At 68.3% G+C, this 20,897-nt stretch carries 21 protein-coding genes; 12 read left to right on the top strand and 9 right to left on the bottom strand.

The genetic code is table 11. The features are described 5' to 3' along the window. Positions 1-29: 29 nt before the first annotated feature. Entirely contained in the window at positions 30-3,014 is a 2,985-nt protein-coding gene (locus OHB24_RS26815; RefSeq protein WP_327633606.1) for a bifunctional [glutamine synthetase] adenylyltransferase/[glutamine synthetase]-adenylyl-L-tyrosine phosphorylase, read from the bottom strand. Between the two features lie 165 nt (positions 3,015-3,179). Here OHB24_RS26815 and OHB24_RS26810 point away from each other — a divergent pair, with 165 nt between their 5' ends. Both OHB24_RS26810 and OHB24_RS26805 read left to right on the top strand, forming a co-directional pair. Further along, positions 3,180-3,677 (top strand): hypothetical protein, encoded by a 498-nt coding sequence (locus OHB24_RS26810; RefSeq protein ID WP_327633605.1) that lies wholly within the window; start codon positions 3,180-3,182, stop codon positions 3,675-3,677. 52 nt (positions 3,678-3,729) lie between these two features. After that, complete coding sequence (locus OHB24_RS26805; protein ID WP_327633604.1) at positions 3,730-4,017, top strand: YiaA/YiaB family inner membrane protein; 288 nt, start codon at positions 3,730-3,732, stop codon at positions 4,015-4,017. Between the two features lie 5 nt (positions 4,018-4,022). Here the strand turns inward: OHB24_RS26805 and glnA are convergent, their stop codons facing one another. Next, positions 4,023-5,363 carry a type I glutamate--ammonia ligase gene (gene glnA, locus OHB24_RS26800; RefSeq protein ID WP_327633603.1) on the bottom strand — a complete coding sequence of 447 codons (1,341 nt, stop codon included), beginning with the start codon at positions 5,361-5,363 and terminating at the stop codon, positions 4,023-4,025. 115 nt (positions 5,364-5,478) lie between these two features. Between glnA and OHB24_RS26795 the strand changes: the two genes are divergently transcribed. Then, entirely contained in the window at positions 5,479-5,886 is a 408-nt protein-coding gene (locus OHB24_RS26795; RefSeq protein ID WP_327633602.1) for a hypothetical protein, read from the top strand. Here OHB24_RS26795 and OHB24_RS26790 read toward each other — a convergent pair. Then, positions 5,812-6,747 carry an HTTM domain-containing protein gene (locus OHB24_RS26790; protein ID WP_327633601.1) on the bottom strand — a complete coding sequence of 312 codons (936 nt, stop codon included), beginning with the start codon at positions 6,745-6,747 and terminating at the stop codon, positions 5,812-5,814. The genes OHB24_RS26795 and OHB24_RS26790 overlap by 75 nt on opposite strands. Continuing rightward, the gene (locus tag OHB24_RS26785) at positions 6,744-7,214 is read right to left on the bottom strand and encodes a hypothetical protein (RefSeq protein ID WP_327633599.1); all 471 of its coding nucleotides are present in this window, start codon (positions 7,212-7,214) and stop codon (positions 6,744-6,746) included. The genes OHB24_RS26790 and OHB24_RS26785 overlap by 4 nt, the downstream gene beginning before the upstream one ends. Before the next feature lie 89 nt (positions 7,215-7,303). Here OHB24_RS26785 and OHB24_RS26780 point away from each other — a divergent pair, with 89 nt between their 5' ends. Further along, on the top strand, positions 7,304-7,936 hold the full coding sequence (locus OHB24_RS26780; protein WP_327633598.1) for a peptidoglycan recognition protein family protein: 633 nt from the start codon (positions 7,304-7,306) through the stop codon (positions 7,934-7,936). Here OHB24_RS26780 and OHB24_RS26775 read toward each other — a convergent pair. Continuing rightward, entirely contained in the window at positions 7,882-9,069 is a 1,188-nt protein-coding gene (locus OHB24_RS26775) for a DUF418 domain-containing protein (protein ID WP_327633597.1), read from the bottom strand. The two genes, OHB24_RS26780 and OHB24_RS26775, sit on opposite strands and share 55 nt — an antisense overlap. Before the next feature lie 85 nt (positions 9,070-9,154). On the opposite strand from OHB24_RS26775, the gene OHB24_RS26770 reads away from it, so the two are divergent. From OHB24_RS26770 to OHB24_RS26750, 5 genes are all read left to right on the top strand, one after another. Next, entirely contained in the window at positions 9,155-9,796 is a 642-nt protein-coding gene (locus tag OHB24_RS26770; RefSeq protein WP_327633596.1) for a GNAT family N-acetyltransferase, read from the top strand. Then, positions 9,793-10,314, top strand: coding sequence for an AAA family ATPase (locus OHB24_RS26765; protein ID WP_327633595.1), 522 nt, complete (start codon positions 9,793-9,795; stop codon positions 10,312-10,314). The genes OHB24_RS26770 and OHB24_RS26765 overlap by 4 nt, the downstream gene beginning before the upstream one ends. A 52-nt stretch (positions 10,315-10,366) precedes the next feature. Further along, positions 10,367-12,139, top strand: coding sequence for an NAD+ synthase (locus OHB24_RS26760; protein WP_327633594.1), 1,773 nt, complete (start codon positions 10,367-10,369; stop codon positions 12,137-12,139). A 173-nt stretch (positions 12,140-12,312) separates the two neighbouring features. Beyond that, on the top strand, positions 12,313-14,628 hold the full coding sequence (gene panB, locus OHB24_RS26755; RefSeq protein ID WP_327633593.1) for a 3-methyl-2-oxobutanoate hydroxymethyltransferase: 2,316 nt from the start codon (positions 12,313-12,315) through the stop codon (positions 14,626-14,628). Positions 14,629-14,733: 105 nt separating this feature from the next. After that, positions 14,734-16,338 carry an alpha/beta hydrolase gene (locus tag OHB24_RS26750; protein ID WP_327633592.1) on the top strand — a complete coding sequence of 535 codons (1,605 nt, stop codon included), beginning with the start codon at positions 14,734-14,736 and terminating at the stop codon, positions 16,336-16,338. Here the strand turns inward: OHB24_RS26750 and OHB24_RS26745 are convergent. Then, on the bottom strand, positions 16,318-17,217 hold the full coding sequence (locus tag OHB24_RS26745) for an aldo/keto reductase (protein WP_327633591.1): 900 nt from the start codon (positions 17,215-17,217) through the stop codon (positions 16,318-16,320). The genes OHB24_RS26750 and OHB24_RS26745 overlap by 21 nt on opposite strands. Before the next feature lie 89 nt (positions 17,218-17,306). On the opposite strand from OHB24_RS26745, the gene OHB24_RS26740 reads away from it, so the two are divergent. After that, the gene (locus OHB24_RS26740) at positions 17,307-17,804 is read left to right on the top strand and encodes an NUDIX hydrolase (RefSeq protein WP_327633590.1); all 498 of its coding nucleotides are present in this window, start codon (positions 17,307-17,309) and stop codon (positions 17,802-17,804) included. A gap of 1 nt (position 17,805) precedes the next feature. Here the strand turns inward: OHB24_RS26740 and OHB24_RS26735 are convergent, their stop codons facing one another. Together OHB24_RS26735 and OHB24_RS26730 are read right to left on the bottom strand one after the other, a co-directional pair. Next, the gene (locus tag OHB24_RS26735) at positions 17,806-17,982 is read right to left on the bottom strand and encodes a hypothetical protein (protein ID WP_327641172.1); all 177 of its coding nucleotides are present in this window, start codon (positions 17,980-17,982) and stop codon (positions 17,806-17,808) included. A 63-nt stretch (positions 17,983-18,045) separates the two neighbouring features. Next, positions 18,046-18,792, bottom strand: a complete 747-nt coding sequence (locus OHB24_RS26730; RefSeq protein ID WP_327633589.1) for a helical backbone metal receptor — start codon at positions 18,790-18,792, stop codon at positions 18,046-18,048. A gap of 295 nt (positions 18,793-19,087) precedes the next feature. On the opposite strand from OHB24_RS26730, the gene OHB24_RS26725 reads away from it, so the two are divergent. Beyond that, positions 19,088-19,714 carry a histone H1-like repetitive region-containing protein gene (locus OHB24_RS26725; RefSeq protein WP_327633588.1) on the top strand — a complete coding sequence of 209 codons (627 nt, stop codon included), beginning with the start codon at positions 19,088-19,090 and terminating at the stop codon, positions 19,712-19,714. Positions 19,715-19,798: 84 nt separating this feature from the next. Here OHB24_RS26725 and OHB24_RS26720 read toward each other — a convergent pair whose 3' ends face one another. Beyond that, positions 19,799-19,987, bottom strand: a complete 189-nt coding sequence (locus OHB24_RS26720) for a hypothetical protein (RefSeq protein WP_327633587.1) — start codon at positions 19,985-19,987, stop codon at positions 19,799-19,801. Positions 19,988-20,040: 53 nt separating this feature from the next. On the opposite strand from OHB24_RS26720, the gene map reads away from it, so the two are divergent. Continuing rightward, positions 20,041-20,889: a type I methionyl aminopeptidase gene (gene map, locus OHB24_RS26715; protein WP_327633586.1), complete on the top strand. Its 849-nt coding sequence runs from the start codon at positions 20,041-20,043 to the stop codon at positions 20,887-20,889. Positions 20,890-20,897: the final 8 nt, after the last annotated feature.

Raw genomic sequence — 20,897 nt, 5'->3', positions numbered from 1 at the left:
AATAGGCAACCAAAAAGTTGCCTGTCAAGCTAGTCGTCCCAGAAGAGGCGGGCGACGGTGTTGTGGGCTCGGCGGGTGGTGCGGAGGTAGTCGTCGGAGAAGCGGCCGGACTCGCCGGGTGGGTAACCGCAGATCTGGGCCACGGCGGCCAGGTCGCGTGGGTCGCGCGGGAGGCTGTCGCCGGGGCGGGCGCGGACCAGCATGATCGCGTTGCGGATCCGGGTGGCGAGCACCCAGGCCGCCTGCAGCGTTTCGGCCTCGGAGGGGTCGACGAGGTTGGCCTCCACCCCGGCCCGGAGCGCGGTGAGCGTGCGCGTCGTACGGAGACCGGGGACGCGGTTTGCCTCACGGAGTTGCAGCAGCTGAACGGTCCACTCGATGTCGGCGAGACCGCCGCGGCCCAGCTTGGTGTGCGTACTCCGGTCGGCGCCGCGCGGCAGCCGCTCGGCATCGACGCGCGCCTTGATCCGGCGGATCTCCATCACGTCGCGTTCGCTCACACCGTTCTCCGGGTAGCGCAGCGGGTCGATCAGCTCGCGGAACGACTGACACAGATCGGCGTCGCCGCACAACGGGTCGGCGCGGAGCAGGGCCTGCGCTTCCCACACGGCCGACCAGCGCGCGTAGTAGGAGGCGTACGACGCCAGCGTCCGTACCAACGGTCCTTGCCGGCCCTCGGGGCGCAGGTCCGCATCGATCGCGACGGCCGGATCGGCTCCGGGCAGCGCCAGCATCCGGCGCAGCTCGGTCGCCGCCTGGGTCGCGAAGTCTGTCGCCTTCTTCTCGTCCGCGCCCGGGATCGGGTCGTGCACGAACATCACGTCCGCGTCGCTGCCGAACCCGAGCTCGTGACCGCCGAACCGGCCCATCGCGACGATCGACATCCGGGTCGGCTCCGGCTCACCCTTGGCGATCGCCTTGCGCGCGACTTCCAGGGCGGCCGTCAGCGTTCCGACGGCGATGTCGGTCAGCCCGTCGCCGACGGTCTCGACGTCCAGCAGACCGGACAGGTCCGCCGCAGCGGTCCGAAAGAGTTCACGCCGTCGTACGCCGCGGATCGCGGCGACCGCGGCCTCCGGCGACTCCTGCCGCCGGGCGGCGGCGGACATCTCGGCGAGCAGGGCCTCCTGGGTGCGCGGCGTCAGCTCTCGCTCGTCCGCGAACATCGCGGTCGCTTCCGGGGCACGCTGCAACAGGTCGACGGCGTACCGGCCGCTGGCCAGCAGGTGCGCCAACCGCTCGGCGGACGCGCCCTCGTCGCGCAGCTGGCGCAGGTACCAAGGCGTCGAGCCGAGGGCGTCGGAGATCGTGCGGAACGCGAGCAGCCCGGCGTCCGGATCGGGTGACTCGGCGAACCAGCCGAGCATCGCGGGCAGCAACGCCCTCTGGATCGACGAACGCCGCGAGACCCCTTCGGACAAGGCTTCGATGTGGCGCAGCGCCGACGCCGGATCGGCGTACCCGAGGGCGGTCAGCCGCTGCTTGGCCGCCTCGGGCGTCAGGCGTACTTCGTCGCCCGGGATCCGCGCGACCGCCGCGAGCAGCGGGCGGTAGAAAAGCTTCTCGTGCAGGCGCCGTACCTCGAGCGCGTGCTTCTTCCAGGCTGCGGTGAGATCGGTGATCGGGTTCTTCGTGAAGCCGAGCGATCTGCCGAGCCGTCGCAGGTCCGCCTCGTCGTCCGGGACCTGATGCGTACGGCGCAGGCGGAACAGCTGGATGCGGTGCTCCATCGACCGCAGGAAGCGGTAGGCGTCCGCGAGTACGGCGCCGTCCGTGCGGCCGACGTACCCGCTGCTCGTCAGGGCTTCCAGCGCGACCAGCGTCGTACCGCTGCGGACCGAGTCGTCGCTGCGACCGTGCACGAGCTGCAGAAGCTGTACGGCGAACTCCACATCACGCAATCCACCGGGACCGAGTTTCAGCTGACGGTCGACGTCCGCCGCCGGGATGTGGTCGATGACGCGGCGGCGCATCGCCTGGACGTCGGCGACGAACCCTTCGCGGTCGGCAGCGGACCACGTGAGCTGCCCGATCTTCTCGGTGTACTCACGACCGAGCTCCTGATCACCCGCGACCGGGCGGGCCTTGAGCAGGGCCTGGAACTCCCAGGTCTTCGCCCAGCGCTGGTAGTACGCGAAGTGGCTGTCGAGAGTGCGAACGAGCGGACCGGTCTTGCCTTCCGGCCGGAGTGCGGCGTCGACCGGCCAGAGCGTGCCCTCGCCGGTGTGTGCCGAGCAGATCCGCATCGTGGCCGCGGCGAGTTGGGTCGCGGTCTTGAGGGCCGGCAGCTCCGGTTCGCCGGCGAGCGGCTCGGCGACGAACAGGACGTCGACATCGCTGACGTAGTTGAGTTCCCGGCCACCGCACTTGCCCATGGCAATGATCGCGAGCCGGCAGTCGGCGGCGCCGGGATGCGCGTCGAAGTAGTCGTTGCGGGCGATGTGCAGTGCGGTCTCGAGCGCTCCCGCGGCGAGATCCGCGAGTACGGCGGCGACCTCGTCGACGAGCAGCCCCTCGGCGAGATCCCGGGCCGCGAGCCGGAGCAGCAGGCGCCGGTACTCGACCCGCAACGCGTCGATCGGATTGTCCGCGTCGACGGCGGTCGCGAGCTTGGCCGCGACATCCTCCACCGACGGCCGGGCGCCCGCCAGCGCGGGGTCGGCGAGGTCGTACCAGTGCCGCGGATGGACGCCGAGATGCCGCCCGAGCGCCTCGCTCGCGCCGAGCACGTACACGAGCCGGCGGCGGAAGCCGTCGTCCATCTCGAGGGTCCGGGCGAACGCCGCGAGGTCGTGGTTGTTCCGGTGCAGCGCTTCGGCCATCGCGCAGAGACTGTGCAGCGCGAGATCGGGATCAGCCGATTCCGACAGCGTCGTGATCAGCTGCTCGGTGGCCAGCGGACTGTGCGAGTCCAGCGCGTCCAGGTCCTCGAGCCTGCCGGCCGCCCGCCGCGGGTCCTCGAACCCCAGCCGAACCAGCCGACCCTCCCACGACCCCCTCCGCCCGTCAGCCACCCCCGCAGGCTACCCAATCCCCCACTTTGAGAAGCCACCAACCACTTTCGGACCCGCGAAATGATCGGTGGCTTCTCAAAGTCGCGGCTGGATCTCGGATTGATTGCAGCGAATACACGGTGTCGTGTAGCGAACTCGCTCAGTAGTCGGGCATGATGGCTGTCCATGGTGATGATGACGGGGTCGCTCGCCGTGCGCGGCACGGTGGTGTGGTTGACACCCCAGCAGGGCGGACGGGTCTCCGGGCCGCCGGAGCCGGACTACGACTACGACTACACGGCGACCGCGTACCTCCCGCCCCGCACCCCCGAGGACGGCCAGGCAGGGATCGCGCTGCGGCACTTCTCGCCGGGCGCCTGGCGGACGCCGGCCGACGGAATTCTCGTTCCTGCCAAGGGAAATCGGGCCCAGCAGGTGGTCCCCGGCTGCATCGTGATCATCACCGAAGGCGTCCGTCCCGTCGGCCTCCTCACGGTCGAGGAGGTCAACGCCCTGGCGCCCGACGGCACCCCGGTCGTTGTCGCCGCCCCCACACTCGAAGCGGCTGTCCAGACGCCCCCGGTCGCCGCCGAACCGCCGTACCGGCACTCCACCGCAGCCTCCCGCTGGACCTCGAAGCACGCGTCCGACGACGCCCCACCACCCCAGACCGCCGTCGTCTGAACCGAGTGGTTCTACGGATGTGGCGGCCGCTCGGACGGTCGACGATTCCGGCATGACGAAAAGAATCCAGCCACAGCAGACGGCAGCGTTCTACGCGCAGGCGGTCGCGTCCTTCGGGATCTCGATCTCGGCGATGGTCCTCGCCCTGGCGTACCTACCCGCCCAGCCCTGGGTACGGGCGTTCCTCGCCCTCGGACTGTTGTACGTCGTCACGTCGACGGTCGTCCTGTGCAAGGTCGTCCGCGACCGCCAAGAGCTCTCCGCAGTCACCAACCGCGTCGACCAGGCTCGCCTCGACAAACTCCTCACCGACCACGACCCCTTCAAGGTCGAGGGCTGAAGGTCCTACAGGACCGGGAGGAGTTTGTTGAGTTCGAAGGGGGTTACCTGGCGGCGGTAGTCCTGCCATTCGGCGCGCTTGTTGCGGAGGAAGAAGTCGAAGACGTGTTCGCCGAGGGTCTCAGCGACCAGTTCGCTGTCCTCCATCGCGCTGATGGCTTCGGCGAGGCTGCCGGGGAGGGGTTTGATGCCGAGCGCCTTGCGTTCGCGCGGCGTCAAGGACCAGATGTCTTCCTCGACCTCGACGGGGAGCTCGTAGCCCTCCTCGATGCCCTTCAGGCCGGCGGCGAGCATCAGCGCGAAGGCGAGGTACGGGTTCGCGGCCGAGTCCAGCGACCGGAACTCGACCCGGCTCGACTGCCCCTTGTGCGGCTTGTACATCGGCACCCGCACGAGCGCGGACCGGTTGTTGTGACCCCACGACACGAACGAGGGCGCCTCGTCCCCGACCGCCAGCCGCTTGTACGAGTTCACCCACTGGTTCGTCACCGCGGTGATCTCGGCTGCGTGCTGCAGCAGGCCGGCGATGAACGCCCGCCCGGTCTTCGACAGCTGGTACTGCGCGCCGCCCTCGAAGAACGCGTTGCGGTCACCCTCGAACAGCGACATGTGGGTGTGCATCCCGGACCCGGGCTGGTCCGACAACGGCTTCGGCATGAACGACGCGTAGATCCCCTGCGAGAGCGCCACCTCCTTCACCACGACGCGGAACGTCATGATGTTGTCGGCGGTCGACAGCGCGTCGGCGTACCGCAGGTCGATCTCCTGCTGGCCCGGGCCGCCCTCGTGGTGGCTGAACTCGACCGAGATCCCCATCGACTCGAGCATCGTGATCGCCTCGCGGCGGAAGTCGTTGCCGATGCCCTGCGGCGTGTGGTCGAAGTACCCGGACGAGTCGACCGGGTCCGGCGTCGTACCGGGGGCGCCGGTGAGCGACTTGAACAGGTAGAACTCGATCTCCGGGTGCGTGTAGAACGTGAATCCGAGATCGGCCGCCTTCGACAGGGTGCGCTTCAGCACGTGCCGCGGGTCGGCGAACGACGCCGAGCCGTCGGGCATGTTGATGTCGCAGAACATCCGTGCGGTGCCCATCGTCTCGCCCCGCCAGGGCAGGATCTGGAACGTCGACGGGTCCGGCTTGGCGAGCATGTCCGCCTCGGTCACCCGCGCGAAGCCCTCGATCGCCGACCCGTCGAACCCGAGCCCCTCGGCGAACGCGCTCTCCAGCTCCGCCGGCGCGACCGCCACCGACTTCAGGAACCCGAGCACGTCGGTGAACCAGAGCCGCACGAAACGTACGTCGCGCTCCTCCAGCGCGCGCAGTACGAACTCCTGCTGCTTGTCCATCAGTCCACCTCTCATCAGCTCAACCCGGGTCTCTCACAGTGTGCCCCGCGCTTGTTAAGCAGACGTTACGTGGCAGGGCGGACATGACCGCATTCAGGGCCTAGCGTGTCCCTTTGTGCAGACGATCTTCCACGCCGCCCTGATCGTGGCCGCGATCCTCTGCCTCAGCGACCTGATCGTCAGCACCGCCCGCTTCGCGCAGTCGCTGCGGCGTAAGCGACCCGCCGAGCGGGACGTACTCGGGCGCCGCTGGCTGCCGATCCCGGAGCTCGGGTTCGGCATGGTCGCGTTCTGCTTCCCGGGCCTGGTCACGCTCGGGCTGACGCATCACAACGCGGACAACCTGCCGACCCGCCAGATCCTGCTCGCCGCCCTGGTCTTCGGGTACGCCGGCGCCGTCCTGTCCCGGGTCGTCCGGACCCCGGGCCCCGGCGGGCGCCGGTTCAAGCTACGCGCCGGCCTGCTGCTCGGCCTGCCGGCCGTGTTCGGCCTGGTCTTCGGCCTCTCGGGCATCGCTGTCTGAGTGGGCTGCGCCGTCTGAGCGGGCTGCGCGGCGGGACCGGTACCACGGTACGACCCGCTCCAGCGGCGCGAACGCCAGCCAGCAGACGACCGTCGGCAGGAAGTGGATCAGCAGGATCGCCGTGTTCGCCGCATGGAACCCGATGAAGAACAGCGCCCCGGACAACTGCCAGCGCCCCTTGAGCCACAGGATCACCGGCGAGCAGAACTCCCCGATGATGCCGACCCACTGCATCACGTGCAGCACCCACGGGTAGTGCAGCAACCACTCCCCGACCGGGTGCGGCCGCCGCACGATCGCCCACGTCAGCACGGCGCTGCCGGGCCAGCTCAGCGCCCATCCGGCACTGCGCAGTTTCGCGACCGCAGACAGGAAGTACGTCGCGATCACAGAGATCTGGATGCACCGGATCGCCCACCCGGCCGCATCGGACCGAGTTTGGTCGCCGTACGACGCGATGCCCCGGCTGCCCGCCTTCACGGTCGGCAGGACCCACAACGCGATCACGAGCGCGAGGTGGTCGTGGTCGACCTTGCCGTCGCTCATCCCGATCAGCACCCACCACGTGAACGCCGGCGCGACGATCCACCCGGCCACGCGCGGGAAGTAGTTCGTCGCTCCGATCAGGCACGCGACGATGAGAACGACGTACAGGACTGTCGTGTTCGCGACCGAGGGTTTCGGCAGGTCGAGGAGCCGGGCCAGGAGCAACGGCTGGTACAGCCCGGGATGCTCGCCCTTGTCACGGGTGTCGCGGACGAACGCGTGCATGTCGAGGATGACGAACAGGTACAGGATCGTCCGCAACCAGGCGATCCGCGCCAGCGCGATCATCGGTGTGAACCAGTTGGCGACCTTCATCGGCGTACCTCCCAGGTCGCGAGCACCTGGGACGTCGGCGGTCCTTCGACCTTCCCCTTCACCAGCTGGGTCGTGTCGCGGATGAGCTCGAGCTTCACGTACTGCGGCTGGTCAGGATGCTTGCGCGCCCACCCGTCCGCGACCTGCTGCAGCAACGACGGGTCCTTCACGATCTCCCCGGCCCGCGCCTCGATCTCGGCGCGGGCCACCCCGGCGCCTTCGATGTTCAGCGGTACGTCGACGGTCGTGCCGGCGTCGGTCACCGCGCTCACCCGGGTGTAGTCGATCTTGGCGTCGTCCGGCACCGACATCGCGTACTGCGACATCGGACCGAACGGCCAGGCGTCGTCGCTGGCGCGCACCGAGCCGTTGATCAGCAGGCCGATGCCGACGACCGCGACGAGCACCCGCAGCGCCTTGCCGACCCGCCCCACCCGCACCACGTCCGGTGCCTGACTCTGTGTCACCACGTCATTAGATCATTCCGGTTTGGAGGCCTCGACGGTAGGGGATTTTCTATAACATGACCGCCCCAGAAAATTTCCAACATGCCCGGGTGTCCCGGCGTACCGTCCTCGGCGCTACTGCCGGCGGCGTACTGCTCGGCGGCATCACCGTTCCGACCGCAGCGCACGCCGCCCCGGCGCCGCGCTGCTACACGCGCACCGAGTGGACGGCGCGCCCGCCGAAGTCCGCGACGCAAGTGATCGGCAAGCCCGACCACATCGTCATCCACCACACCGCGAGCCCGAACGTCACGGACTACTCGCTCGCCGCGGCGTACAAGGTCCAGCACTGGATCCAGGACCTGCACATGGACACCAACGGCTGGATCGACATGGGCAACCAGCTGACGATCAGCCGCGGCGGGTTCCTGATGGAGGGCCGGAGCAAGTCGCTGTCGTCGATCAACAACGGGCAGAACGTGCTCGGCGCGCAGACCGCGAACCACAACAGCCACACGATCGGCATCGAGCACGAAGGCATCTACGTGAGCCAGGACGTGACGGTCGCGCTGTTCGACATGTCCGTGCTGACGTGTGCGTGGTTGTGCACGAAGTACAACCTCGACCCGCACGCCGCGATCGTCGGGCACCGGGACTACAACACGACACAGTGCCCGGGTGACGTGTTCTACGCGCGACTCCCGGAGTTGCGGGACCGCGTCGCGGCGGTCCTCTTCGGCTGATAGGTGATCCTCCGGATCAGCAGCTCGAACGGTCCGCGGTAGTCGGCGCGTCGCATCCGGTCGGCGAGCAGTACGGTCGCCAGCCAGGTCGCGATGGCGAGCAGCGCTGTCGTGGTCGTGGTGAGCGTGTCCGACAGGTCGAGCAGGTACGGCGTGAACACGACCGCCCAGACGACGGACTGGGCCAGGTAACACGTCAACGATCGTTGTCCGACGGCGGCGATCGCCACGGTCAGAGGGCCTCGGCGGTCGCTCAGCCGGTGTGCGATCAGGACGATGAGAGCGGCGTACCCGAATCCGCCGAAGACGCCGGCTGCGTCGTGCAACGGTCCGAGGATCGTCACCGCGTGGTCGCTCGGCTTGGCGATGACGCCGCCGACGACGAGCGACACCGGGAGCGCGCCGAGGATCGCGATCGTGAGGCCGAGCAGGGCCGTCGTCCGCAGCAGGGTGAGGTGCTCGGCCGGGCGTTCGAGGATCCGGCGGCGGCCCGCCCACAGGCCGATCAGGAACGGCGTGACGAAGCCGATCCAGCCGAGCCCGGCGATGAACGGCTGCACGACCAGCCGGTCGGGGAACTGTCCGAAGAAGGTTGCCGGGAGCATCGAAGGATCCGGGCCTTCGGCAGAGCTGGCAAGGCTGTCGTCGCTGGGCAGCGCGGTGAGGACGAGGACGAGAGTGGCCACGACGAACAGCCAACGGTCCTTCCAGCGCAGAGCCCAGACGCCGAGGAACAGAAGTACGCCGTACGCCGCGAGGATGTCGCCGACGTAGAGCAGCATCGCGTGCAGGAAACCGAGCACGACCAGCACGAGACTGCGGCGCCACAGCAGCTTGCGGATCGGCCACCACTCCTTGCCGCTCTCGCGTTGCCGGCGGACGATCTGCGCGACGCCGTACCCGAAGAGGACGCCGAACATCGGGAACGCGCGACCGTCGACGAGAGTCGAGATCAGCAGACCGAGTCCGCGGTCCACGGGCGATCCGTCGGTCGGGAATCCGCCGAAGTACGCGCGGCCGGCGATGAAGTAGTGCGAGTTCGCCAAGGCGATGAAGAGCAGCATGAAGCCGCGGGCGAGGTCCGGGCCCAGGGCGCGTTCAGTGAGTCCGGTCGGTCCGCCCTGGGTGCTCATGGTTCCCAGTCAATCCACGCGGCCCCGGCGGCACATCCGACGAAAGTCCCTGAGCGGTGAACCTTCGTCGCTGTTCGATAGGTGCATGCACGACGAAGCCTTGAATCGTTGGCAGCGCGGGTGGTCCGCGTCCCGCGGGTGGACCGACGTCCAATGCATCGACGACGTCACGGTCGTCCGGATCGGCGAGCCGGAGCGGCGGGTCGAGTACGTCGCGACCGAGCAGCACGCCACCGCCGCCGCGCATCTCGCGCTGACCGACTGCAACCCGCCCGGTACGTCGTGGCTCACGATCACCGGCGCCGTTGATCGCGTCGCCGCCGACCTCAGGCCGCTCGAGATCGTCCGCACCGAATGGCTGATGACTGTCCGGCTGGCCGACCACGTGTCGTATCCCGTTCCCCCGCCGTACTCCCTCGAACTCTGCGCCACGCCGTCCGTGGTCGAGGCACAGGTCTACGGGTACGGAGAGATCGCCGCGACCGGACGGATGGCGGTCCTGCACACCGGCGCCGTCGCCGACATGATCCAGACCGATCCCGCCCATCGCCGCCGCGGTCTCGCGCGGGCCGTCATGACCGCCCTTGCCCACGCCGCCCGATGCCGCTCCGCCACCACCGCCTACCTCGCCGCCTCCCCCGAAGGCCGCGGCCTCTACAAGTCCCTCGGCTGGACCACCCTCACCCCGCTCGTCGTGGCCCGCACCTCGCTAACGTCGTCACGGTGAAGCAGATCATCGCGTTCACCGGACTTCCGGGAACCGGAAAGTCGACGCTGGCCGAACAACTCGCCACAGAAACCGGAGTCCCGGCTTTCGCCGGCGACTGGTTGCTCGGAGCCCTCAGCCCGCACGGCATCCTCGGCGGCCTCGACCGTCCGGCGTTCCTGGCGATGTACTACGACCTCCTCGGAACCCTCGCCGAACGCCAGTTGATGCTCGGCCAGTCGGCGATCGTGGACTGTCTGGTCAACGAGGAAATCGCGGAGCGGTGGGGTGAACTGGCCGCGAGGTACGACGGGCGGTTGCGGATCGTGGAGTGTGTCTGCAGCGACGAGGTCGAGCACCGGCGTCGGCTCGAAGGGCGGCGGCGCGGGATCCCCGGGTGGCACGAGGTGGGGTGGGACCACGTGCTGCGGATGCGGAGTGAGTACCCCCAGTTGAAGGGTGCGCGGCTGACCGTGGACGCGATGGAGACGGTGGACGGGAACCTCGATCGGGTGCGGAGTTTCCTTCGGCATTCGTAAGAGGTTGGCGATGGGCGTGGGGTCGGGCCGGGGGAACCAGTAATGTGCTCTCGTGCCTCAGCTTCGGGTAGCGCTTGCTCAACTCAATGTGACCGTGGGTGACCTCGACGGGAACACCGACAAGATCGTCGCGTGGACCCGGAACGCGGTCGAGCGAGGTGCGCACGTGGTCGCGTTCCCCGAGCTCGGACTGACCGGGTACCCGGTGGAGGATCTCGCGCTGCGCGCGTCGTTCGTGGACGCCTCGCAGCACCGGATCCACACGCTCGCGACGCGGCTCGCCGACGAGGGACTCGGCGACATCGTGGTGATCTGCGGGTACCTCGACCGGGCCGGCGGTACGGCGATGGGCATCGACCGCCTCGGCCGTCCGAAGGGCTCCCCCACCAACGCCGCCGCGGTCATCCACCAGGGTCGCGTCGTCACGAGCGCCGTGAAGCACCACCTGCCGAACTACGGCGTCTTCGACGAGTTCCGGCACTTCGTCCCGGGCAACACGCTGCAGGTCGTCCGCATCCACGGCGTCGACGTCGCGCTGGTGATCTGCGAGGACCTCTGGCAGGACGGCGGACCCGTCGCGGTCACCCGCGAGGCCGGAGCCGGCCTCCTGCTCGTCGTCAACAGTTCGCCGTACGAGGCCAACAAGGACGACGTCCGCGGCGATCTCGTCCGGCGCCGCGCCCGCGAGGCCGGCTGCGCGCTGGCGTACGTGAACCTGGTCGGCGGCCAGGACGAACTGGTCTTCGACGGCGACTCGCTGATCGCCGATGCCGACGGCAAGATCTTCGCCCGGGCACCGCAGTTCGAGCAGGGCAGCATGGTCGTCGACCTCGACCTCCCGGCCGCCTCGGGGACGCCGTCCGGCACCCACGAAGGTATCGAGATCGTGCACACCGTCCTGCAGGACGACGAGCTCGCGCCGTACGAGGCGATCGAGTCGAACCTCGCGCCGCGGCTGTCCGACGAGGCCGAGATGTACGGCGCGATCGTCACCGGCCTGCGCGACTACGTGCAGAAGAACGGCTTCAAGTCGGTGCTGCTCGGGCTGTCCGGCGGCATCGACTCCTCGCTGGTCGCCGCGATCGCCTGCGACGCGATCGGCGCCGAGCACGTGTTCGGGATCTCCAACCCGAGCGTGTACTCCAGCGACCACTCCAAGGACGACGCCGCCGACCTCGCCGCGCGGACCGGCCTGAACTACCGCGTCGTACCGATCCAGCCGATGGTGCAGCCGTTCCTGGACACGCTCGGCCTGACCGGGCTCGCCGAGGAGAACCTGCAGGCCCGGGTCCGCGCGGTGATCTGGATGGGGCTGTCGAACGCCGACGGCCACCTGGTACTTGCCTGCGGCAACAAATCGGAGCTGTCCGTCGGCTACTCGACGATCTACGGCGACGCGGTCGGCGGGTACGCGCCGCTCAAGGACGTCCCGAAGACGGTCGTCTGGCGGCTCGCGAAATGGCGGAACGAGGACGCGAAGGCTCGCGGCCAGCAACCGCCCATCCCGGCGAACTCGATCGCCAAGCCGCCGTCGGCGGAGCTTCGCCCGGGACAGCAGGACACCGACTCGCTGCCGCCGTACGACCTGCTCGACGACATGCTGGACGACTACGTCGAGCAGGATCGCGGCAGTGCGGAGCTCGTCGCCGCAGGGTTCGAGACCGGGCTGGTCACCCAGGTGATCCAGCTCGTCGACCGAGCGGAGTACAAGCGTCGGCAGTACCCGCCGGGCCCGAAGATCACCCACAAGGCCTTCGGGCGGGACCGCCGGCTGCCGATCACCAATGCATGGCGTGAGGACGCACGAAAGGCGGCCGAGCACTGAGCGACTCCTGGCGATACCGACCGTCCCAGCCCGACCCCTGGGCCAAGGACCAGCCGTGGGGCTCCCCGGAGGAGGAGACCCACGACCGCTCCGGCCTGCCCAAAGACGATGTGAGCGATCGCTCACCCACAGGCGGTAGCGGTCACCCTCCGCATCGGTGGGACGATGAGGGCATGGTTGACAACTTCCTGTCGGCCGGTACCCAGGGTGACGACGAGGAGTTGCCCTCGCCGTACGGGACCGGACCGGCGAACCGGGCAACCGAGGAACACCGCCGCTCGGACTACGACAACGACGCCTGGCGGGACCGCGACTCAGGTACCTCTGGGTGGGGTCTCGACCCTTCGCCGTCGCTGCCGAACGCGCCGCGGACGTACGAGCGCGGGCCGGTTCCGCAGCAGCCGTACGTCCCGAAATCGCCGTACCTGCCGAGTGCGCCGCCTCCTCCGCAGCAGCCGCCGCGGGGTGAGCGGGCGGAGCCGCAGGAGCGGCGGGAGTACTACGGGGAGTCGCGGGAGGAGTCGTACGGGCGAGAGCACCAGGAGCAGAACCCGTTCCGGCCGCAACCGCCGGCACAGCAGCCTCCGCAGGCGCCGCCGCAGGGACGGCCTAGTCCGTTCGGGCCTGGGTCTGGGAGTAACGGTGCGTCAGGTGCTGCACAGCCGCGGCCGGCGCAGCCGCCAGTACCTCCGTCTCCGGCACCCCAGGCTTCGGCACCTCAGCCTCAGTCTCCGGGTGGAAGTGGTACGCCGCAGCGCCCGCCGCAGGCGTCGAACGGCAGCACGAACTGGGGCAGCCCGGCACCACAGCCCAACCCCTTCGCGCCGCAGCCGCCGGCCGCGAACAACGGAACCAGCAACGGGCTGAACCACGGCTCGAGCAACGGGCTCAGCAGCAATGGGTCGAGCAACGGCTTGAGCAATGGGTTGAATCCGCAGCAGCCGCCGCGGCCTCCGCAGCGTCTGCAACCACCGGACGCGCCCCGGGCCCAGGAGGCCGGCCGCGGCCAGGAACCACCGCGCCGCTACGAGCCGGGCCCAGGCCCAGAACCGATCTGGAGCCACGACCGCGCCCCCGAGCCAGCCCGCACACCGGAGCCGCCCCGCACCCCCGAGCCGCCTCGCCAAGAAGAAGCGGTCCGGCACGAGCAGCCCCGTCAGCAGGAAGACACACGCGCAGCAGAAGACCACCAGCGACGTGTGGAAGCTCTGCAGCGCGAAGGGGCCCAGCGGCGCGAGGAAGCTCAGCGGCGCGAGGATGCACAGCGGCGTGTGGAGATGCTGCAGCGCGAGGAAGCTCAGCGGCGGAGTGAGGTTGAGCGGGAGCAGGGTGGGCAGCCGCAAGAGGCGGCGCCTGCTGCGCGGGACAACGGGTATCTGTCGGACCCGAGTGCCGAGTACGAGAGCGACGCACCGGTCAGCGAGGAGCAGCCGCACGTACCTGGCGCAGCTCGCCCGATCGGCGCCCGCCGGCGCGCTGGCGTCCAGCAGGACGCCCCCAGCCAGGTCTCCCCAGAACAACCAACCTCCCACCGAGCCGGCCGCCGCGCCCAACCAAACCCGACCAGCCCAACGGGACCGTCAGCGACCAACGCACCCGTTGCTGACGCGGGTGCGGCTGAGGTTTCTCCGTACGGCGGAGGTGCGAGGAAGCCGTCCGGTGAAGGCGCTGCTCCTGGTAATGGAGTGAAGCGGCCGCGGCGGTACCGGATTCATCATCTGCGGGACTTCAAGAGCCGTGGCGAGAAGTGGGCGATGCTGACGGCGTACGACCAGTACACCGCCGAGATCTTCGACCAGGCCGGTATCCCGGTACTGCTCGTCGGTGACTCCGCCGCGAACAACGTGTACGGCTACGACACGACCCTCCGGGTGACGGTCGACGAGCTCATCCCGTTGGCGCGTGCGGTTGCCGGTGCGGTCGAGCATTCGCTCGTCGTCGCGGACCTGCCGTTCGGGTCGTACCAGGCGTCGCCGGAGCAGGCGTTCCACACGGCCGTGCGGTTCATGAAGGAAGCCGGCGTCCACGCGGTGAAGCTCGAAGGCGGGCGAACCGTCGTACCGATGGTCGAGAAGCTGACCCAGTCCGGCATCCCGGTCATGGCTCACATCGGTTTCACGCCGCAGAGCGAGCACAGCATCGGCGGGTACCGCGTCCAGGGCCGGGGCGATCAGGCGGCCGGTCTGATCGACGACGCCGTGGCGCTCGCCGAGGCCGGCGCGTTCTCGGTGGTGCTGGAGATGGTCCCGGGCGACGTCGCCGCGGAGATCACCAAGCGCGTCCCGATCCCGACGATCGGCATCGGCGCCGGCCGCGACACCGACGCCCAGGTGCTGGTGTGGCAGGACATGGCCGGCCTCCGTTCGGGCACCATGCCGCGCTTCGTCAAGCAGTACGCCGACCTGCGCGGCATCCTGACCACCGCCGCGACGACGTACGCCTCCGAGGTCGCCTCGGGCGCGTTCCCGGGAGACGAACACACCTTCTGACGCAACTCTCCGCACCTCCCCGGTAGCTGTCCGGAAACGGTCGGCGAACCCTTGCCCGGCCGATTACATCGGTTCACGATGTTTTCGGCAAAGGGGAGGATATTGATGATCCGTCGATTCGTTGTTGCCGTAGGCATGTCGTTCGCGCTGGTCGCCGGCGCGCTGACCTCGATTCCGGCTGCGAGCGCCGTACAGGCTCGCCCGAAACCGGCGAGCTACACACCACCGCCGGTGCAGTGGGGTACGTGTACCGATCCGCGGCTGGCCGCACGTAGCGCGGAGTGCGGGTTCGTCGTAGTCCCGCTCGACTACGACCGTCCGAACGGGACGAAGATCCAGCTGGCCGTCTCGCGCATCAAGCACAAGACACCTGACGCGCAGGCCCAGGGCCCGATGCTCGTGAACCCGGGCGGACCGGGCGGCTCGGGTCTGATCTACGCGGTGTTCGGTGAGTTCGTCCCGAACGGCGCCGGCGACGCGTACGACTGGATCGGGTTCGACCCGCGCGGTGTCGGCTCGAGCAAGCCCGCGCTGAGCTGCATCCCGGACTACGCCGGCTACAACCGCCCGCTCTACGTCCCGGTGACGCGACAGATCGAGCAGGTGTGGCTGCAACGCTCCAAGGCGTACGCCGCCGCGTGTGACAACGCGCAGCACGCGCTGCTGGGTCACCTCACGACGCTCGACTCGGTCCGCGACATGGAGAGCATCCGGAAGGCCCTCGGCGCCCCGCAGATCAACTACTACGGGTTCTCCTACGGCACGTACCTCGGCCAGGTGTACGGAACGCTGTACCCGAACCGCTTCCGCCGTGTGATCTTCGACGGCGTCGTGAACGCGACCCGCGTCTGGTACCAGGCCAACCTCGACCAGGACATCGCGTTCAACAAGAGCGTGAAGGTGTTCTTCGCGTACGTCGCCGCGCACAACTCCACCTGGCATCTCGGCACCACCGCTGCCCAGGTCGAACTCCGCTACTACGCCGAACTGAAGAAGCTCATCGGCCATCCCGCCGACGGCAAGATCGGTCCGTCCGAATGGAACGACATCTTCACGCAGGCGGCGTACTACGTGTACGGCTGGGTGGACGTGGCGAACGCGTTCGCGGCCTGGGTCCACGACGGCAACGCCGCGCCGCTCGTCGACCTGTACGGCGGTCCGCCGTTCGACGACAACGGGTACGCCGTCTACCTCGGTGTGTCCTGCACCGACGCCAAGTGGCCGACCAACTGGCAGACGTGGCGGCGGGACAACTGGAGCATCTATGCGAAGGCGCCGTTCCTGACCTGGAACAACGCCTGGTTCAACGCACCGTGCGCGTTCTGGCCCGCGAAGGCCGGTCACCCGGTGAAGGTCGACGGCAGCCGGGTCCAGAGTGTCTTGATGATCAACGAGACCCTCGACGCGGCAACGCCGTACTCGGGTGCGCTGCAGACCCGCAAGACGTTCCCGAACGCGGTCCTCATCGAAGGTGTCGGTGGAACCACGCACGCCGGCTCGTTGTCCGGCGTGACGTGCACCGACGACCGCATCGTTGCGTACCTGCAGACGGGCGCGCTACCGCCGCGCGTGTCGGGCAACCGTTCCGATGTGAAGTGCCCGCCGGTGCCGGCACCGCAGCCCGAGGCCGCGGTGGCGGCTGCGACGACGACTGCGAAGTCCGGTGCGCTGCGTCAGGCGCTCAGGCCGTCAAATCCATGGGAGCGATGAGCGTTCGGTCCAGTACTCCTCTGGTTGCTGGGCGAACTCGGTGAGTGGGCCGTCGGCGCGGTAAGCGAGGTTGCTGGCCAGTTGGGCCGTCGTGGTTGCTCCGCTGAGGACCACGTCGGCCCACGGTTGGGCGACGGCCGCACCGACGGCCAACGCGTCAGGTGCGACGCCGTGCTGGCGAGCGAACTCGTTGAACGGCGTCTCGCCGGCGCGGGACGTGAGGCGGCCGTTGGCGACGGCCTCCTTGACGACGACGAACCAGCCGGCGTCGTGCGCCTCCGCGAGTGCGGCGCCGGCTGACGTCTCCAGGACGTTCCAGGTGGCTTGTACGGCGGAGAACGGCGTACCGGAGGACAACGCCTTGCGCAGCGTCTCGGCCTGTCGTGGACCGCTCGTGGAGAGCCCGACGCGGACACCGGAGTCCGCGAGTTCGCGCAGCCGATCCAGCAAACGCTTGTCGCCGAGCGCGGGGCTGTCGGACGTCAGGCTGTGCACGAGGTAGAAGTCCGGCGGTCCACCAAGCGCTTGAAGGGTCTCCGGCCATTGGCGTTCGAACGTCGCGAGGCCGTGGTCCTTCACCTCGTGCGTGTCCACGTCGTGCCGCCAGTCGGCGACGTACGTGTAACCCCATTTCGACCCGACGGTCATCGCCGTACGGCGTTCCGGTGTGATCCACTCTCCGAGGAAGTGCTCGGCAAGACCGTACGAACGCGCGGCGTCGAAATACCGAACACCGGCCTGCCAAGCCTGCTCCAGGAGTTCGTGGGTCCGCACCCGCAGATCCTCGACCGCCCGTCGCGGCGGCAGGTCCTCGTCGTGCCCGAGATTGATGTACCCAGGACGCCCGAGCGCTGCCAGTCCGAGACCGATGCTTGCCATGCCTTCGATCGTAGATGTCCACAGCAACCATGTGAGACGCGCCGCAACACCCGACGTCGAGCGGGCAGTTTCCCTTAGCGTTTTGTGGTGTGAGCGAATCCCAGTTGCCACCACCAGGAACGGTCCGGCACCGTACGACGGCCCGCGTGCTGCCGGTGCGTCCGGACGGCAAGGTGCTGCTGCTGCACGGCTGGGATCCGCTGAAGCCGCAGACGCCGTACTGGTTCACGATCGGCGGCGGCGTCGAATCCGGTGAGACGGTCGCGGAAGCGGCCGGCCGCGAACTGCGCGAGGAGGTCGGCATCGTGCTGCCGATCGACGCGCTCGGCACACCGGTGGCGACGAACACGATCGAGTTCGAGTGGGGCGGCTGCCGGATCGTCCAGCACCAGACGTTCTTCGCGGTCTCGGTGGACCGCGTCGACGTGACGTTCGCGAACCAGGAGGAGCTGGAACTGCAGACCATCAGCGCACACGGCTGGTGGTACGGCGACGACCTCGAGGCGACCGGTCAGGCAGCGCACGCCACGATCCCCGGAATGCTCCGGCGAGCAGCGGACGTGATCACGCTGCGCCGCGCCTCCTGAGTCAGCGCTTGCGGGCTTCTTTGAGGACCTTCTTCGGGACCTTCTTGTCCACCTTGTAGTGCACGCGATCGAGCCGCTCGGCGCAGCCTGCCTTGGACAGGCGCAGCAGGACGACCGGGCACTTCTTGCACCTCGGCTTGTCCTTGCAGCACTTCTTCTTCGCGGTCATCGACGGCACGCGGAGAGCGTAGGTGAGGCATACCTAACTCGTCTAGATCTCGCGCGTGGATCGTGGCCGAGGTCACGAAAGCTGTCCGCTCAGCAGATCGCGCGCCTCCACGAGTGACGGTCCGTACCACGTCAGATGCCGGCCCGACACACAGCGCGCGGGTTTCGTGAACGCCTCTGGACCGTCGTCGGGAGAAAACGGATAAGGCTCGTCCGGCAGTACGACGATGTCGTAGTCTGGTAACACGTCCGGGTCGATCCGCGGATAACGTTCACCGGATTCTGCGAGGACGTTGTCGATGCCGATCCTCGACAACAGATCGCCCGCGAACGTGTCCCGGCCGAGCGCCATCCACGGCCGCCGCCAGATCGGTATCACGGCCCGCCGGCGCATTCCGTCGTACGGCGTACTCCACACCGCCCGCGCATCGTGCAACCACTGCGGTTCGCCGCCGATGATCGCGGACAGCATGCGACCGAGCGAGTCGAGTGATTCGGGCACCGTCGTCGGCGCCGTCACCCAGACCGCGATTCCACTCGTTCGCAACGCGTCGAGATCGGCCGCGCGATTCTCCTCGGCGTTCGCGACGACGACGTCCGGTGCGAGTTCGCGGATGCGATCGACGTCGGGATTCTTGGTACCGCGAAGACGTACGACGTCGAGGTCCGCGGGGTGTGTGCACCAGTCGGTCGCACCAACGATTTCGGCCGGATGCGTGACCGCGATCGACTCCGTCAACGACGGCACGATGCTCACCACACGACGTACCTCGTCGGGTAGTTCGACGACGTTGCGCAGGTCGTCGTACGCACTGTTCATCTGCTCGTTGCACCTCACGTTCGCAGGACGTTGCCGAGGACAACACTCGTCGATCGGGACGTTCGATGGCCAGATTGTGCGCGTGTCGCCAAGAAATTATTCGGCCTATCCGGCATGCTCAGGGCGCGGCGGAATCCCTTCTGCACAAGGATTTCCGGCATTTGCCTGCCAGTACGCCGCCAGTTCTCCTTAACCTGCGGACGTTTCCGGTGCTTTACGTAGCGCACAAGTGTTGTCATCATCATGACGACGAGGAATCCACCGTGGTTTTCCTCAGCCGCACCAAGGAGGCAGAGTGCCAGCCAAGAAGGCAGCCGCAGGGAAGGCGACAGCCAAAAAGGCTTCTCCCGCCAAGAAGACTGTCGCGAAGAAGACCAGCGCCGCGAAGACGACAACCGCGCGCAAGGTCAGCGCAGCAAAGAAGACAGCGACGAAGAAGGTGAGTGCGGCCAAGAAGACCGCCGCCAAGAAGACGGTGGCGAAGAAGGCGCCGGCCAAGAAGACCGTCGCCAAGAAGGCCCCCGCGAAGAAGGTCGCGGCGAAGAAGGCTCCGGCGAAGAAGGTCACGGCCAAGAAGACCGTCGCGAAGAAGGCGCCGGCGAAGCGCGCGACCGCTGCGAAGAAGACGACGGCAGCGCGCAAGACGACGGCCAAGAAGACGGTCGCGAAGAAGACCGTCGCCAAGAAGGCGCCGGCGAAGAAGGTCGCGGCGAAGAAGGCTCCGGCCAAGAAGACCGCCGCCAAGAAGGCTCCGGCCCGCAAGGTCGCCGCCAAGAAGGCGCCCGCGAAGCGCGTCGCCGCGAAGAAGGCGCCGGCCCGCACCGCCGCGAAGAAGTCCGCGGTGAAGAAGACGGCTGCGAAGAAGGCACCGGCGCGCAAGGCGCCGGCCCGGAAGACCGCGGCCAAGCGGGTAGCTCGCTGACCTTCACGTCAGCAGAAGTCGGTAACTGTCGAGGGGCACCACCCGGTCGGGTGGTGCCCCTCGGCACGTCGTCGGAGCTCGACCTCAGTCGTCGTTCCACTTCGGGTCGTTGTCCCAGTCCTCGTTGCGTTCCTGGGCCTTCTCCAGGGCGCGGGCGGCCTCCTCGGGCGAGCTGTACGGCCCGAGCCGGTCGCCGGACTTCGCACCCTGGTACTGCTCGACCTTGCCGGTCTTGGTGTTGTAGTACCACTCGTTGCTGTGATCGTCACTCATCTGGATGACCACCTCCTGGGAGTCTTGTCGCAGCTCTCTAGAATGATCTCACCATGTCGATTCTTACTCCTGGCGTCATTGCGCCGCGCCGCGACGTACCCGCTTCCATTCCGCGTCCGGAGTACGTCGACAAGCCGGCGCCGACGCCGTACGACGGTTCCTATGTGACGTCACCCGAACTGATCGACAAGATGCGCGTCGCGAGCAAACTCGCCGCGCAGGCGTTGCACGCGGTCGGTGCGGCGGCGAAGCCGGGCGTGACCACGGACGAGCTCGACAGGGTCGGCCACGAGTACTTGGTAGAGCGTGGCGCGTACCCGTCGACGCTCGGCTACCGCGGTTACCCGAAGTCGCTGTGCACGTCGGTGAACGAGGTGATCTGCCACGGCATCCCCGACGACCGTCCTCTCGAGAATGGCGACATCGTCAACGTCGACATCACGGCGTACCTGGACGGCGTCCACGGCGACACCAACGCGACGTTCCTGGTCGGCGACGTCGACGAGGAGAGCCGGCTGCTCGTCGAGCGCACGCTCGAGGCGCTGAACCGCGGCATCAAGGCCGTCAAGCCCGGTCGTCAGGTGAGCATCATCGGCCGCGTGATCGAGTCGTACGCGAAGCGGTTCGGGTACGGCGTGGTGCGCGACTTCACCGGCCACGGCATCGCGACGTCGTTCCACTCCGGCCTGATCATCCCGCACTACGACGACGAGCGCTTCGACGACGTGATCGAGCCCGGGATGACGTTCACGATCGAGCCGATGCTGACGCTCGGCACCTACGAGTACGACCTGTGGGACGACGGCTGGACCGCAACCACCAAAGACAAGTCACGTACGGCCCAGTTCGAACACACCCTGGTAGTCACCAACACCGGCGCCGAAGTACTCACGCTGCCGTGACCGTCACG

It is taken from the genome of Kribbella sp. NBC_00482, from assembly GCF_036013725.1.
In the GTDB taxonomy this organism is placed as follows: domain Bacteria; phylum Actinomycetota; class Actinomycetes; order Propionibacteriales; family Kribbellaceae; genus Kribbella.
The sequence above is the reverse complement of the archived record's forward strand: the minus strand, read 5'-3'. Positions and strand labels throughout refer to the sequence as shown.